Source organism: Acrocarpospora corrugata (assembly GCF_009687845.1).
Taxonomy (GTDB): domain Bacteria; phylum Actinomycetota; class Actinomycetes; order Streptosporangiales; family Streptosporangiaceae; genus Acrocarpospora; species Acrocarpospora corrugata.
Genome location: NZ_BLAD01000056.1, coordinates 67,020 through 81,240, shown reverse-complemented (window position 1 = coordinate 81,240; position 14,221 = coordinate 67,020). Strand labels below are relative to the sequence as shown.

Here is a 14,221-nt window from a genome sequence, read left to right as displayed (position 1 = left end):
GCTCCTCTGTGGAAGACGGAAGCCCCAGAACCGAATATAGCTCTGTTCTGGGGCCTCCTGGCGCCCTGACGCCCCCGCGGACCGCCAAGGCACCCTTCTGAACCGTCTCCTGCGGGGAGGCGCGGGAAAGGGTTCAGCTCAGTAGGGCCATTCGGCCGGCCTCTTCTACTTCCTGAACGAGGTCGAAGCGTGGGTCGCGGTACTGCCGGGCACCGAACCCGGCCCGCTTTATGGTCCATTCCAGCTCGTAGGCCCATCGGTCCTGGTCGGCGCAGAGCGCCCGGTCCGCTCCGTCAAGAAGCAGTATGAGCTGGGCCTTGCATAGCAAGAGGGCGTTGGTACCGTGGATGTGCATAGGAGACTCCTTTTCGGTGGCTTCGACTGGAGCTCTCAGGCCGGGTCGTCGGTGGCAGCCTTCGACCCGGCCTTTTCCTTGCCTCATCGCAAGGACGTCTTCGGGGGTTGGGGGAACGGCGCCTTTGCCGGATTCCGCGCCCAGGCCGGACGATCATCGGCGGGCTCGGTGATCTTTAATGTTCCTTCCTGTTTAAATGGTCGCTCAGAAGACAATTGTCTGCAAGACGTGACGTAAGAAAATCCCTCGTATGCGTGCAATGGCACGTGCAATTTGCATACGATGGGGGGCAGGTCCCTCCGACAGGGACCGTCCAGCCCAGCGTGCGAGTTCGTAGGGGACGGTGGCGGAGATGGCAGATTTCGAGGCATCCACGCCGCGCCGCCGACGGCTCGGCAGGGAGTTACGCCGGCTCCGCGAAACCACTGATATGACCGGTGAGGAAGCGGCGCGGCGGCTGAGCTGGTCCGCCGCGAAGTTGAGTCGTATCGAGACCGCCAGGACGCTCCCCAGCGAGGACGACATCACCGCCCTGCTCAACCTGTACGGGGTCGATGGTGTGGTCTTAGGGGAAATATTGAAAATCCGCAAGGACGCCACCCAAAAAGGCTGGTGGGAGAAACACGGCGCGGCCCTTGACCAGGGCTTCGTCGCATATATGGGGCTTGAGGCTGAAGCACGCGAGATGCGCAACTGGGAGCCCCACGTGGTTCCCGGCCTTCTCCAGACTGAGGACTATGCACGGGCGCTCCTCGGGAACGTCATCCAGCCGATCAATCAGATTCCGCCGGTGTGGCTGCACAGCCGGGTCGAGGCGCGCATGCAGCGCCAGCAACGCCTGCTGTACACCGAGGAACCCCTGACTCTGCTGGCGATCTTCGACGAGGCGGTGCTCCGCCGCATGGTGGGTGATCCGGCCGTGATGCGGAGGCAACTCCAGCACATGGACGACATCTCCGAGAAGGAGAACGTCGAGTTACGGATCATCACCCAGTCCACCCAGTTGCCGATGACCACAGGCCCCTTCGTCCACTTCAAGTTTCCCGACGTCACTGACATCGTCTGCCTGGAAGACCTCACGGGCACACGTTTCATCGAGGATCCGGAAGCCGTCTTCGTCTACGAACGAGCCTTCGACTACCTCATGAAGGTAGCGCTGAGCGAGCCCACTTCGCGGCGTTTCATTCGGGACACGATGGCGTACTGGCAGGCGTAAGCCCGCCGAAGGCGCGGATATGGATAGGCAGTCGATGGGCACCAGCGATGTTGTGTGGAAGAAGAGTTCCGCGAGTTCTAATGGCAACTGCGTGGAGGTCGCCCGCCTGAATGGCGGGAATGTGGCGGTCCGGGACAGTAAGGATCAAGCCGGGCCTACTTTGATCTTCACGCCCAGCGAATGGGTGGCATTCGTCCAGGGCGTGAAGGGTTCAGAATTCGATCTGTAGCCGAGCGTGAAAACGGCTCCGATGCCTTAACACCGGAGCCATGTGCGGGTGACCTCGGCGCTGGCCTTCCGTCCCAGGGCATGCCAGCGCACCAGGCAGGCAGACCGAGCCTGATCAGGCCGACCACCTACTCCCTCGCCCGCATCATTTCATGATCCGAAGCCCTGCCAAGCCAGCGTGATTGTCTATTACATCGCCCATCTCGATGCCTTGTGTCTGATTTGTTGTGAAATAATATGAATTAGCCCTGATTCCATGGCCTTGAGGTATTGGTCGTATCCATTCATACTTACTGTGCCTTCGACGAAAAGGGGTGGGCGGTGCCGACGATCGATGTGTCTGAGGCTGACTGGCGCAAGAGCCGCCATAGCACCAACGGGAACTGCGTTGAGATCGCCCAGGTGGGCGGTACCCACGTGGGCATCAGAGACAGCAACGATCTGAGCGGGGCGGTTCTGATCGTGACGGTCGAAGATTGGCGGGTTCTCGCCGCCGGGATCAAGGATGGGGAGTTCGATTTCTAAGGGCCTGTGAGGGCCCTTACGCGTGAAAGGCCCGCGCTCTCCGGAGGGGACGCAGGCCTTTCGCGTGTCTTAACCCGATGTGTATCTGACTACAGAATCACTGCACGCCGAGCCCCTGCGCGACGCTGTCGCCCAGGTCCTTGTGGACGTTGGTCCAGTACTCGACGACCCGCTTCTTCATGTCGCCGGTGACCTCGGGTGCCGACGCGTGGCCGACGATGTTGGTGACCAGGTGGGCGCGGTCGGTGTCGGAGAGCACGTTCTCCCACAGTGCGCGCGGCTGCGTGAAGTCGTCGTCCTCGGCGTGGATGGCGTTGGCGGCGCGCATGATCTCGCCGGTCACGTAGTAGTTCTCGCCCTCGAACAGCGCGGGGTCGGCGACCGGGCCGCCCATGGAGTTGGGCGCGTAGACCGGGTCGGTGGAGTTGGCGTACCGCATCGCGCCGTCCTTGTTGTAGCTGTTGACGGGCGACTTCGGCGCGTTGATCGGGAGTTGCAGGTAGTTCGGCCCGATCCGGTAGCGATGCGTGTCGGGGTAGGAGAACAGGCGGCCCTGGAGCATCTTGTCCGGCGAAGGCCCGATGCCCGGCACGAAGTTGGACGGCTCGAAGCTGGCCTGCTCCACCTCGGCGAAGTAGTTGTCCGGGTTCCGGTTCAGGGTGAACTCGCCGATCGTGATCTCGGGGTAGTCCGCGTGCGGCCACACCTTGGTCACGTCGAACGGGTTGAACCGGTAGTCGGCGGCGGCGTCGAACGGCATGATCTGCACGTTCACCCGCCAGGACGGGTGGTCGCCTGACTTGATCGCGTTATACAGATCGCGGATGTGCAGGTCGCGGTCCTGCCCGACGGCCGCGGCCGCCTCGGCGTCGGTGAAGTTCGCCACACCCTGATTGGTACGGAAGTGGTACTTCACCCAGAACCGCTCACCGGCCGCGTTGTACCAGAGGAAGGTGTGCGAGCCGAAGCCGTGCATGTGCCGCCAACTGCGCGGGGTGCCGCGGTCGGTCATCAGGAAGGTGACCTGGTGGGCGGATTCTGGGGACAGGGTCCAGAAGTCCCACTGCATGTTGTTGTCGCGCAGGTGGTTGTCGGCGCGCCGCTTCTGGCTGTGGATGAAGTCGGAGAACTTCTGCGGGTCGCGGATGAAGAAGATCGGGGTGTTGTTGCCGACCAGGTCGTAGTTGCCCTCGTCGGTGTAGAACTTCATCGCGAAGCCGCGCGGATCCCGCTGGGTGTCGGGGCTGCCCAGCTCACCGGCCACCGTGGAGAACCGGATGAACATCGGGGTCTCCATGCCCGGCTGGAACAGCCCCGCCTTGGTGAACTGGCTGACATCCTCGGTGATCCTCAGGAAGCCGTGGGCGCCGCCGCCCTTGGCGTGCACGACCCGCTCGGGGACGCGCTCGCGGTCGAAGGCGGCAAGTTTCTGGATCAGATAGTGGTCCTGCATCAGCAGCGGGCCGTTGACGCCCACTGACAGCGAGAATTCGTCACTGGGCGCGGCTATGCCCGCGTCCGTTGTGGTGATCGGCCGGTCAGTCATGGTGGGGTCCTCCGATTTGCTCCTCGTTGAGCGGTCCCGTCTCTCCCACCTGCCCCAAATTAGGAGATATATCTGAATCACTCAAGTAAAGGAATAATTCCAGTCTTATGGTGATGTGCTGGGAGGTTCCGCTGTGGTGCTGCCCGGACAGGGGTCCGAGATGGCATGCTCAGGGGCGTGAAGAGCAATTTGGTGACCGTGATCGTGCTCGCGGTCCTTGCCCTGGGCTGCAGCGCGGCCGAGGGGGAGCCGGTTTCCGAGTCGTCGGGGGAGTCCGAGCCCACGGCCACGGCGTCGCCGAAACCGGAGCGGGAGCCGTACACGATCGCGTTCGGCGGGGACGTGCACTTCGAGGGAGTGCTGCGGACCCGGCTGGACGCCAATCCGCGGACCGCGCTCGGGTCGATCGCCAAGGTGCTCAGCCGGGCCGACCTGGCCATGGTCAATCTGGAGACGGCGGTGACCACGGGCGGCACGCCCGCGCCCGGCAAGCAGTACACGTTCCGGGCGCCGGCCACCGCGTTCACGGCGCTCAAGGCGGCCGGGGTGGACGTCGCGTCGATGGCGAACAACCACGGCATGGACTACATGGACAGTGGGCTGCAGGACACGCTGGCCGCGATCAAGCGCACCAAGTATCCGATCGTCGGGATCGGGAAGAACGCGGCGGAGGCGTACCGGCCGTGGCGGACCACGGTGAACGGGAACCGGGTCGCGATCATCGGGGCCACCCAGGTGCTGGACGCCGAGTTCATCTCGGCCTGGACGGCCACCAGCAGCAAGGGCGGGCTCGCCTCGGCCAAGGAGGAAGGGCGGCTGCTGCAGGCGGTCCGGCAGGCCAGGAAGAACTCCGACACTGTGATCGTGCACCTGCACTGGGGCACTGAGCTGCAGAAATGCCCCAACGAGGCGCAGCGGTCACTGGCCCCGAAGCTGGTCGAGGCGGGCGCCGACGTGGTCGTGGGCGGGCACGCGCACATCCTGCTCGGCGCCGGATATCTCGGCAAGAGCTACGTGAGTTACGGGCTCGGCAACTTCGTGTTCTACAACTGGGGGCCGGACACCGGGCAGACTGGGGTGCTCACGCTGACCATCAACGGCCGCCGGGTGCTGAAGGACCAGTGGACTCCGGCGCGGATCAATGGCGGGATTCCGGTGCAGGTCACCGGGTCCGCGGGGCGGCAGGCGACGGCCAACTGGCGGGCGCTGCGCGGCTGCACCGGCCTGACGGCAAAACCCGCCTAGTTGGAGTCACCGGAATTTCAGCGGCCCGCCATGGTGGCGGACGCGGGTCCGGTACTACCGTCCACTCATGACGCAGCGGTCGCAGTACATTCTCGATGTCCTCCTCGCCGAATTCGGGGACTCGATCGGCCGGGAACCGGCGGCGTTCCGGCGCAAGTTCCGGAAGATGGCGGCGACGCCGTTCGCGTTCTACCGGGGTAGCGCGTGCCTGTTCTACGCGGATCTGTCCGGCGAACTGGCCGACGACTCCTATCTGGACGACGTCACCCGCCGCGTCTGGATCCACGGCGACCTGCACGCGGAGAACTTCGGCACCTACATGAACGCCTCCGGGGTGCTGGTGTTCAACGTCAACGACTTCGACGAGGCGTATGTCGGGCCGTACACCTGGGATCTGAAGCGGTTCGCGGCGAGCGTCGCGCTGATCGGGTACGCGAAGGCGCTCTCCGATGATGTGATCAGCCGGTTGGTGGGGGATTTCGCGCACTCCTACCTGGGCGAGCTGCTCGGGATCGCGCACGGCGGCGACGACGCGATCGGGTCGCTGACCCTGGACACGACCACCGGCGTGCTGCACCGGGTGCTGCAGACCGCGCGGCTGAACACCCGGGTGTCGATGCTCGACCTGGAGACCACGATCGACAGCTTCGAGCGGCGGTTCACGATCACCGAGAGCCGGTTGCCGGTGGACGCGATCACCCGGGCGACGGTGATCGAGGCGTTCCACGAGTACCTGGGCACGCTGCCCGCGCCGCTCAGCCCGGTCGAGCACGTGATCAAGGATGTGGCGCTGCGGAAGGGCATCGGGATCGGGTCGGCCGGGCTGCCGTCCTACAACCTGCTGCTCGAAGGGCACACGCAGGCGCTGGAGAACGACGTGATCCTGTACATGAAGCAGGCGCAGGTGCCGGCGGTGGCGCGGTATATCACCGACGAGAAGGTGCACGGATATTTCCGGCATCAGGGGCATCGCACGGCGGAGTCGCAGCGGGCCCTGCAGGCCTACGCCGATCCGTGGCTGGGCTACACGGTGCTCAACGGGGTCGGGCAGATGGTCGCCGAAGTGTCGCCGTACTCGGCGGATCTGGACTGGAGCGACGTCAACGAGCCGGGCGACCTGTCCTCGGTGGTGCGGGACCTCGGGCGGGCGGTGGCCCGGATGCACTCGGTCGCCGACGACGAGTCCAGCCACGACCTGGTCGACTTCTCCACCGAGGAGGCCATCGCGACCGCGGTGGACGGCGATCACGATGGATTTGTCGCGATGCTGGTGGATTTCGCGCACACCTACGGCGCGCGGGCCCGCCAGGACCACCAGCTTTTTGTGGATCTGTTCCGCAACGGGAGCTTCCCAGGGCTTTAGATGGCCGCATGCGATGGATCGAATCCGGCGGCGTCCGGCTCGCGCTCGTCGAGCAGGGCGACCGGAGCCGCCCGACCCTGCTCCTGCTGCACGGCTACCCCGACACCCACCGCGTCTGGGACGAGATCGTCCCCCTCCTGACCAGCCGCTTCCACCTCGTCCGGTACGACATCCGCGGCGCGGGCCACTCCACCGCCCCCCGCGGGACCCGGCACTACGCCTTCGACCACCTGATGGCCGACCTGACCGCGGTACTGGACGAGATCGGCAAGCCGAGGGTGCACCTGGTCGGGCACGACTGGGGGTCGCTCCAGGGCTGGGAGGCCGCCCTCCGGTTCCCGGACCGGCTGGCCTCCTTCACCAGCTTCGGCGGCCCCGGGCTCGACCACGCGGCCCGCTTCATGCGCGGCCCCGGCGCGCTAGGGCAGGCGCTGCGATCGTGGTACATCGGCGCGTTCCAGCTGCCGTACCTGCCGGAACTGGCCTGGCGGACGTTCGGGCCACGCGCCCTGGCCCGGTTCCTGCGCGTCACCGAGGGACTGGCCGGACGCCCCGGCCATCCCGCCGCCAGTCTGGTCCGCGACGGGATGAACGGGGTCAACCTCTACCGGGCCAACATGTTCCCCCGACTTCGGGCACCCAGGGCGAACCCCGTTGTCACCATCCCGGTCCAGCTGATCGAGACCACCCGCGACAGGTTCGTGTCGCCGAAGCTGGTCCGGGCCGCCGACGGATGGGTACCGGAGCTCCGCTACCGTCGGCTGGCCGCCGGGCACTGGGCGCAGCGCAGCCACCCCGCCGAGATCGCCGGATTGATCGCTGATTTCGTGGACAGCGCCCAAAATGGCCAACTAGCCGGTAAGACCTGACCCTTGCTCTGAAGAACGGGCAAAATAGGAACGTGTCCAGCCAGCCTCTTGACGACTCCGACGATGCGGAAACCTCCTCCTTACGCCGGCAGCCCACGCAGCGCCGCAGCGCCCGCCGGGTCGAGCGCATGCTCGACGCGTGCGCCGCACTCCTGGACGAAGTCGGCTACGAAGCGTTGTCGACCACCCGCATCGCCGAGCGCGCCGGGGTCGCGATCGGCTCCGTCTACCAGTTCTTCCCCGACAAACGGGCCATCAGCCAGGCGCTCACCCGGCGTAACGTCGAACTCTTCGTGTCCAGGGTCGGCCGCCGGTTCATGTCGGAGGACCTGGACGGCTGGTGGGGCGCGGTCGACACCATCATCGACGAATACGTCGACATGCACCGGACCGTGCCCGGCTTCCGCTCCCTGCACTTCGGCGACGCGGTCGACCTCAACCTGCTCGACTCGGTCTCCGACAACAACACGGTGATCGCCGGCCGCCTCCGCGCCATGCTCCTCGACGAGTACGGCATGGCCGACAGCGCCCGCCTCGACCTGGCCGTCCTGGTCGCCGTGGAAGCCGGGGACGCGGTGCTCAAACTGGCGTTCCGCCGGGACCCCGGCGGCGCGCCCGAGATCATCGCCCAGGCCAAAGAGCTGATCCGCAGCTACCTCTCCCGCCAGCTTCGGGAACGCTCCTGAGATAACCCGCTACCGCGGGATCGTGGGGATTGGCGGGAGTTCTGGGCGCCGGCACGGTCTGGTCAGTCGTCTCGTCGAGCTGTGCCCGCAATCGGGCCAGCTCCCGCTTCGTCTGGTCATATGCCTCCATCCGGGCGGACGCGTATCCCGCCATTCCCGGGAGCGCCGCCGACAGCACGGCCGCGCACACGAGCGTGAAGGTCGTCTGCTTGGATCCGGACACCGCAGCCCCTTCCCCTGACGAACCTCACAGCAATATGCCCGGGACCGGCACCGACACACGCTCTGTAGGAGATCATGTGCGAATCGTGGTCAGACGAATGCCTGCCGTTGTCCGGGCAAAGACCGCCCGCTCTCGATAGCCTCATCCCTGTGGCACATGTGACGCGGGAGCAGCTTGATCGACTGCTCGAACAGGCCCTTCTTCTCGACGACCACGGTGCCCTCGCCCGTCAGCTGGACGTGCTCGCCCAGGCGTACGAGACCGGCGAGGTGTCGAGGGCGGCGATCCTCGTCCTGGCGGCGGAGGAGTGGCGGCAGTCGGGCCAACCGGCGGCCGCGCTCGACCGATTCCAGCAGGCGGCCGACGACGGCGGCGAGGTGCCGGTGGACCCGCGCGCGGGCATCGCCGACACGCTGTTCGAACTCGAACGCCCCGACGAGGCGCGCGACATGATCGCCACGATCGGCCAGGCCGGCTGGACCCCCGCCACGGCCCTCACCATCGCCGAGACCCTCGCCGCGTACGGTGACCTGAACGGCGCCCACATCTGGGCCACCGACGGCGTCGACGCCTGCCCGCCCGGACTGCTCCGCGAGGCCCTGCTGCGGACCCGCTACCGCATCCGCATCGACCTCGGCCTCCCGGAGGACGACCTCGACGCGCTGCTGGACCTGTCGCGCTAGAAACGCGAAGAGAGGGAAGCCGCTCGGGCACCCCTCTCCTGGCTTTCCGTCACGGAACTGGCTTTCCGTCACGGCACGCTTTCCGTCACGGCACCAGAGTGTCGCTCAGCAGACTCTCGGCGATCTCGGTGACCGCTTCCGGCGCTTTTTCCAGGGCTGGCGTCTTGGGCAGCACCGAGGTCAACGACGGGCTCTCCCCGGCGGTGTCCGCGACGCCGGGCGCGTCTGGCGTCGTCGGGGCCTCGGGCAGTCCCGAGGTGGCCGGGATCCCGGCGGCGAGACCGCTCAGCTCACCCGGCATCCCCTTGGCGATCACCAGATTGGGCATGGGTGACTTCGGCGTCCCCGGAAACAGCGGCACTCCCGGCAGATCCGGCAGACTGCCCAGCGCGCTCGCGTCCGCCAGGCCGGGCACCGAGGGCACTGCTGCCATGTCCTCCGTGTCCGGCAGGCCGTCCACCCCCGGCAGCGCCGGCAGCCCGGAACCGGCCGCGAGCCCCGCCGCGTCGGCCACGCCGAGCGCTCCCGACGCCGTCGACAGCCCAGGCAGCCCCGCGATGGCGGCCAGCTGGTAGGCCCGCTGCGGATCCCGGCCGCACGGCAGCACCGTGAGCACGCCGGTCCGCCCCACGGCCACCAGGGCCGTGCCGACGGCGGACCTGGCGTTCCGTCCGGCGACCGTGCCCGTCGCCGCCGTGACCTGGTTGGCGACCTTGTTGGCGAGGCCGGTCACCACGGCCCGCGCGCAGCCGTCCGCCGCCTGGGCCTGGCCGGCGGTCGCGCCGAACCAGCCGAACCCGGTCGTCACCCCGAACGTGACCGCGGCCAGCACGGCGCAGCACCGTGCGATTGGGCGTTCACTGATGCCTGACACGCATGTCCCCCTGTTTGCTGACGGTAGTCCGACAAGCGCCGAACGTAGCAGCGGCCCCAAGGGGCGGGGCGGGCTTGCCCCAAGCGTGGCGAAGACCTTACGCGGCTTCGGCGGGTCGCACGATCAGCTTGTCGGTGCCGCCGTCCAGGTCGACGACGACCTCCTCGCCGTCCCGGATCTCGCCCGCCAGCAGCTCCTTGGCCAGCTGGTCGCCGATCGCCGACTGCACCAGCCGCCGCAGCGGACGCGCGCCGTACATCGGGTCGTAGCCGGTCAGCGAGAGCCAGTCCCGCGCGGCCCGGGTCACCGTGAGCGTCAGCCGCCGGGCCGACAGCCGCCGGGCCAGGTGCTCCACCTGCAGGTCCACGATCTGGGACAGCTCCTCGGAGCCGAGCGCGTCGAACAGGATCACGTCGTCCAGCCGGTTCAGGAACTCCGGCTTGAACGCGGTCCGCACCGCCGCCATCACGGCCTCCCGCTTGGCCCCGTTCTCCAGCTGCGGATCCACCAGGAACTGCGACCCGATGTTGGAGGTCAGGATCAGGATCGTGTTCCGGAAGTCGACCGTGCGGCCCTGCCCGTCGGTCAGCCGCCCGTCGTCGAGGACCTGGAGCAGGATGTCGAAGACCTCCGGGTGCGCCTTCTCCACCTCGTCCAGCAGCACCACCGTGTACGGCCGCCGCCGGACCGCCTCGGTCAGCTGGCCACCCTCCTCATACCCGACATATCCGGGCGGGGCGCCGACCAGCCGGGCCACGCTGTGCTTCTCGCTGTACTCGCTCATGTCGATCCGGGTCATCGCCCGCTCGTCGTCGAACAGGAAGTCGGCCAGCGCCTTGGCCAGCTCGGTCTTGCCGACGCCGGTCGGGCCCAGGAACAGGAACGAGCCGGTCGGCCGGTCCGGGTCGGAGACGCCCGCGCGGGCCCGCCGGACCGCGTCAGAGACGGCCTGCACGGCCGCCCGCTGCCCGATCAGACGTTTGCCCAGTTCGTCCTCCATCCTGAGCAGCTTGGCGGTCTCGCCCTCCAGCAGCCGCCCGGCCGGAATGCCGGTCCAGGCGGAGATGACCTCGGCGATGTCGTCGGGGCCGACCTCCTCCTTGACCATGGTCTGCTCGCGCTGGGCCGCCTGGGTGGCCTCGGCCAGCTCCTTCTCCAGGCGGGGCACCTCGCCGTACATGAACCTGGCGGCCTCTTCGAACTTGCCGTCGCGCTGGGCCCGCTCGGCCGCGCTGCGGGTGTCGTCGAGCTGTTTCTTCAGCTCGCCGACCCGGTTCAGCCCGGCCTTCTCCTGCTCCCACCGGCCGACCAGGCCGTTCAGGTCCTCCTGGCGGTTGGCCAGCTCCTCGCGCAGCTTCTCCAGCCGCTGCAGGCTGGCCTCGTCGGTCTCCTTGGCGAGCGCCAGCTCCTCCATCTTCATCCGGTCCACCACGCGCTGCAGCTGGTCGATCTCGACCGGGCGGGAGTCGATCTCCATCCGGAGCCGGCTGGCCGCCTCGTCCACCAGGTCGATGGCCTTGTCCGGCAGGAACCGCGCGGTGATGTAACGGTCGGAGAGGGTGGCGGCGGCGACCAGCGCGCCGTCGGAGATCTGCACCTGGTGGTGGGCCTCGTAGCGGCCCTTCAACCCGCGCAGGATGGCGATGGTGTCCTCCGCGCTCGGCTCGCCCACATACACCTGCTGGAAGCGGCGCTCCAGCGCCGGATCCTTCTCGATCCGCTCGCGATACTCGTCCAGGGTGGTCGCGCCGATCATCCGCAGCTCGCCGCGGGCCAGCATCGGCTTGAGCATCTGGCCGGCGTCCATCGCGCCCTCGGCCGCGCCCGCGCCGACCATGGTGTGCAGCTCGTCGATGAACGTGACGATCTGCCCGTCGCTCTCCTTGATCTCGTGGAGTACGGCCTTCAGCCGCTCCTCGAACTCGCCCCGGTACTTCGCGCCCGCCACCATCGCGCTCAGGTCGAGCGAGACCAGCCGCTTGTTGCGCAGGCTCTCCGGCACGTCGCCGGCGACCATGCGCTGGGCCAGGCCCTCCACCACGGCGGTCTTGCCGACGCCCGGCTCGCCGATCAGCACCGGGTTGTTCTTGGTCCGGCGGCTGAGCACCTGCACCACCCGGCGGATCTCGGCGTCCCGGCCGATCACCGGGTCGAGCTTGCCGTTCCTGGCCCGCTCGGTCAGGTCCACGCCGTACTTGGCCAGCGCCTGGTAGGTGTCCTCGGGGGTCTCGCTGGTCACCCGGGCGTGGCCGCGCACCTTCTCGAACGCGTCCAGCAGCGCGTTCGGGGTCGCGCCCTGGGCCTTCATCAGGTCGGCGATCTGACCGCCGTCGGTGGCCAGGCCGACCAGCAGGTGCTCGGTCGAGACGTAGTCGTCCTGCAGCTGCTTGGCCCGCTGGGCGGCCGTGTTGAGCACGGTCAGCAGCTGACGGGAGGTCGCCGGCGCGCTCACCGTCGCACCCTGCGCCTTGGGCAGCCCGGCCAGCAGATGCTCGGCCTGGGTGCGCAGCACCTTCCAGTCCGTCCCGACGGCCTCAAGCAGCGGAACGGCCGTGCCCCCCGTCTGGGCGAGCAACGTGGTCAGCAAATGGGCAGGCGATATTTCGGGATTGCCCTCCGCCGCCGCCCGACGCATGGCCCCCGCCAGCGCTTCCTGACTCTTCTGCGTGAGCTTGTAATCCATTACACGGCCTCGCTTCGCTCGGCGGCCCGGCCGCTTGGCGGCCGGTGTCTTCCCTCGTCACTCCGGCCGCTCCGCGACCTGCGTTCCTCAGTCCAGACACCGGCGCGGCCGGGCAGTTCCTACAAATGACAAATGAAATAGGGCTAAGCGGGGGGAAGTTGGTAGCGGATCAAGGCTCTGATCATGGTGAGTTCGCCGCGCAGGCGGGATAGTTCGTCGCGTTGGCGCAGGTTCTCGGTTTCGAGTTCGAGGATGCGCTTGATCCCCGCGAGGTTGATGCCCTCCTCCTGGGAGAGGCGCTGGACCTCGCGGAGCAGGATGATGTCGCGGGTCGAGTAGAGCCGGCCGCGGCCGGCGGTGCGGCCGGGGCTGACCAGGCCGAGGCGGTCGTACTGCCGGAGGGTCTGCGGGTGCAGGCCGGACAGCTGGGCCGCGACGGAGATCACGTAGACGGGTGTTTCATCGGACAGGTCGAAGAAATTGGCGTCCATCGGCTACAACTCGCTTCTGGCCTGCTTGATCAGTTCCTCGCGTAGGTCCACACCTTCGGTCGCGTCCCGGAACTGCTCCAGCGCGGCTCTGGCCTTGTCGTCCAGGTGTTCCGGGACGGTCACCTGGACCGAGACGAGCAGGTCGCCCTTGGTGCCGTCCTTGCGGGCCGCGCCCCGGCCGCGGACCCGGAAGGTGCGCCCGTTGGGGGTGCCCTCGGGGATGCGGAGGGTGACCGGCATGCCGCGCAGGGTCGGCACCTTGATCTCGGCGCCCAGCGCGGCCTCAGGGAACGTCACCGGGACGGACACGGTGAGGTTCTCGCCGCTGCGGCCGAACACCGGGTGCGGCTGCACGTGCACCAGGACGTAGAGGTCGCCGGCCGGGCCGCCGTTCTCGCCGGGGGCGCCCTTGCCCTTGAGTTTGATGCGCTGGCCGTCGCCCACCCCGGCGGGGACGCGGGCCTGGATGTTCCTGGTGCTCTTGCCCCGCCCGCTGCCCTCGCAGACCGGGCACGGGTCGTCCACCAGCAGGCCGCGGCCGCGGCAGTCGCGGCACGGCTCGGAGAAGGCGAAGTTGCCCAGGTTGCGGCTGGCCGCCCCGGTGCCCTCACAGGTCGGGCAGACTCGCGGCGTGGTGCCCGCCTTCGCCCCGGTGCCCGCGCAGGCCGCGCAGGCCGAGGAACTGGTCAGCCGGAGCGAGACGGTCGCGCCGTCCACCGCCTCGGCGAACGACAGCGTCACCTCGGACTCGATGTCCTGGCCGCGCCTGGCCCGGCCGGCCGAGCTGGGGCGCTGGCTGCCGCCCCGGTTGAAGATGCCGCCGAACAGGTCGCCGATGCGCTCGCCGGTGCCCTGCTGGCCGCTGCCCCCGAACAGGTCGCCGAAGTCGAAGCCGCCCCGGGCGCCCCCCGGGGTGCGGGAGTAGCCGCCCAGGCCGGAGCCGAACAGGGTGCGCGCCTCGTCATACTCCTTGCGGCGCTTGATGTCGGACAGCACGTCGTAGGCCTCGGAGACCTCCTTGAACTTCTCCTCGGTCTCGGTGTTGCCCTTGTTCGCGTCCGGGTGGTACTGCCGGGCGAGCTTCCGGTAGGCCTTCTTGATGTCGTCGGGGGTCGCGGTCTTGGGCACACCAAGGACGGCGTAGTAGTCCTTCTCCAGGTAGTCCTTGGTGCTCATCTACCGCTTCCTCCGGTTGTGCTGCCGCATATGTGATCGGGGTCCCCTCCCGGCGCGC

Annotated in this window: 13 protein-coding genes and 1 pseudogene; 8 read left to right on the top strand and 6 right to left on the bottom strand. The window is 67.9% G+C overall.

What is annotated here, in order from left to right; genetic code table 11:
• Positions 1 to 133: 133 nt before the first annotated feature.
• Positions 134 to 355 (bottom strand): hypothetical protein, encoded by a 222-nt coding sequence (locus Acor_RS21235; protein WP_155338449.1) that lies wholly within the window; start codon positions 353 to 355, stop codon positions 134 to 136.
• Positions 356 to 707: 352 nt separating this feature from the next.
• Between Acor_RS21235 and Acor_RS21230 the strand changes: the two genes are divergently transcribed.
• From Acor_RS21230 to Acor_RS21220, 3 genes are all read left to right on the top strand, one after another.
• Positions 708 to 1,571 carry a helix-turn-helix domain-containing protein gene (locus Acor_RS21230; RefSeq protein WP_155338448.1) on the top strand — a complete coding sequence of 288 codons (864 nt, stop codon included), beginning with the start codon at positions 708 to 710 and terminating at the stop codon, positions 1,569 to 1,571.
• A 34-nt stretch (positions 1,572 to 1,605) separates the two neighbouring features.
• Positions 1,606 to 1,800, top strand: a complete 195-nt coding sequence (locus Acor_RS21225; protein ID WP_308805675.1) for a DUF397 domain-containing protein — start codon at positions 1,606 to 1,608, stop codon at positions 1,798 to 1,800.
• A 320-nt stretch (positions 1,801 to 2,120) separates the two neighbouring features.
• The gene (locus tag Acor_RS21220) at positions 2,121 to 2,324 is read left to right on the top strand and encodes a DUF397 domain-containing protein (protein WP_218034401.1); all 204 of its coding nucleotides are present in this window, start codon (positions 2,121 to 2,123) and stop codon (positions 2,322 to 2,324) included.
• A 97-nt stretch (positions 2,325 to 2,421) separates the two neighbouring features.
• Here Acor_RS21220 and Acor_RS21215 read toward each other — a convergent pair whose 3' ends face one another.
• On the bottom strand, positions 2,422 to 3,870 hold the full coding sequence (locus Acor_RS21215) for a catalase (protein ID WP_155338446.1): 1,449 nt from the start codon (positions 3,868 to 3,870) through the stop codon (positions 2,422 to 2,424).
• Between the two features lie 177 nt (positions 3,871 to 4,047).
• On the opposite strand from Acor_RS21215, the gene Acor_RS21210 reads away from it, so the two are divergent.
• The 5 genes from Acor_RS21210 to Acor_RS21190 all read left to right on the top strand — a co-directional run bounded on the left by Acor_RS21210 (position 4,048) and on the right by Acor_RS21190 (position 8,939).
• Positions 4,048 to 5,115 carry a CapA family protein gene (locus tag Acor_RS21210; RefSeq protein ID WP_246238866.1) on the top strand — a complete coding sequence of 356 codons (1,068 nt, stop codon included), beginning with the start codon at positions 4,048 to 4,050 and terminating at the stop codon, positions 5,113 to 5,115.
• Positions 5,116 to 5,182: 67 nt separating this feature from the next.
• Entirely contained in the window at positions 5,183 to 6,478 is a 1,296-nt protein-coding gene (locus Acor_RS21205; RefSeq protein ID WP_155338444.1) for a DUF2252 domain-containing protein, read from the top strand.
• A gap of 8 nt (positions 6,479 to 6,486) precedes the next feature.
• Positions 6,487 to 7,347 (top strand): alpha/beta fold hydrolase, encoded by an 861-nt coding sequence (locus tag Acor_RS21200; RefSeq protein ID WP_155338443.1) that lies wholly within the window; start codon positions 6,487 to 6,489, stop codon positions 7,345 to 7,347.
• Positions 7,348 to 7,379: 32 nt separating this feature from the next.
• Complete coding sequence (locus tag Acor_RS21195) at positions 7,380 to 8,033, top strand: TetR/AcrR family transcriptional regulator (RefSeq protein ID WP_246238864.1); 654 nt, start codon at positions 7,380 to 7,382, stop codon at positions 8,031 to 8,033.
• A 372-nt stretch (positions 8,034 to 8,405) separates the two neighbouring features.
• A complete protein-coding gene (locus tag Acor_RS21190; protein ID WP_246238862.1) occupies positions 8,406 to 8,939 on the top strand; it encodes a YfgM family protein in 534 nt (177 codons plus the stop codon).
• Positions 8,940 to 9,024: 85 nt separating this feature from the next.
• Here the strand turns inward: Acor_RS21190 and Acor_RS21185 are convergent, their stop codons facing one another.
• The 4 genes and pseudogenes from Acor_RS21185 to dnaJ form a co-directional block, all read right to left on the bottom strand.
• Positions 9,025 to 9,813, bottom strand: coding sequence for a hypothetical protein (locus Acor_RS21185; RefSeq protein ID WP_155338442.1), 789 nt, complete (start codon positions 9,811 to 9,813; stop codon positions 9,025 to 9,027).
• Positions 9,814 to 9,910: 97 nt separating this feature from the next.
• Positions 9,911 to 12,496, bottom strand: coding sequence for an ATP-dependent chaperone ClpB (clpB, locus tag Acor_RS21180; protein WP_155338441.1), 2,586 nt, complete (start codon positions 12,494 to 12,496; stop codon positions 9,911 to 9,913).
• A gap of 232 nt (positions 12,497 to 12,728) precedes the next feature.
• Positions 12,729 to 12,987: pseudogene (locus Acor_RS21175) on the bottom strand (heat shock protein transcriptional repressor HspR); the annotation flags it as partial.
• Positions 12,988 to 12,990: 3 nt separating this feature from the next.
• Positions 12,991 to 14,163, bottom strand: a complete 1,173-nt coding sequence (gene dnaJ, locus Acor_RS21170; RefSeq protein ID WP_155338439.1) for a molecular chaperone DnaJ — start codon at positions 14,161 to 14,163, stop codon at positions 12,991 to 12,993.
• Positions 14,164 to 14,221 lie beyond the last annotated feature (58 nt).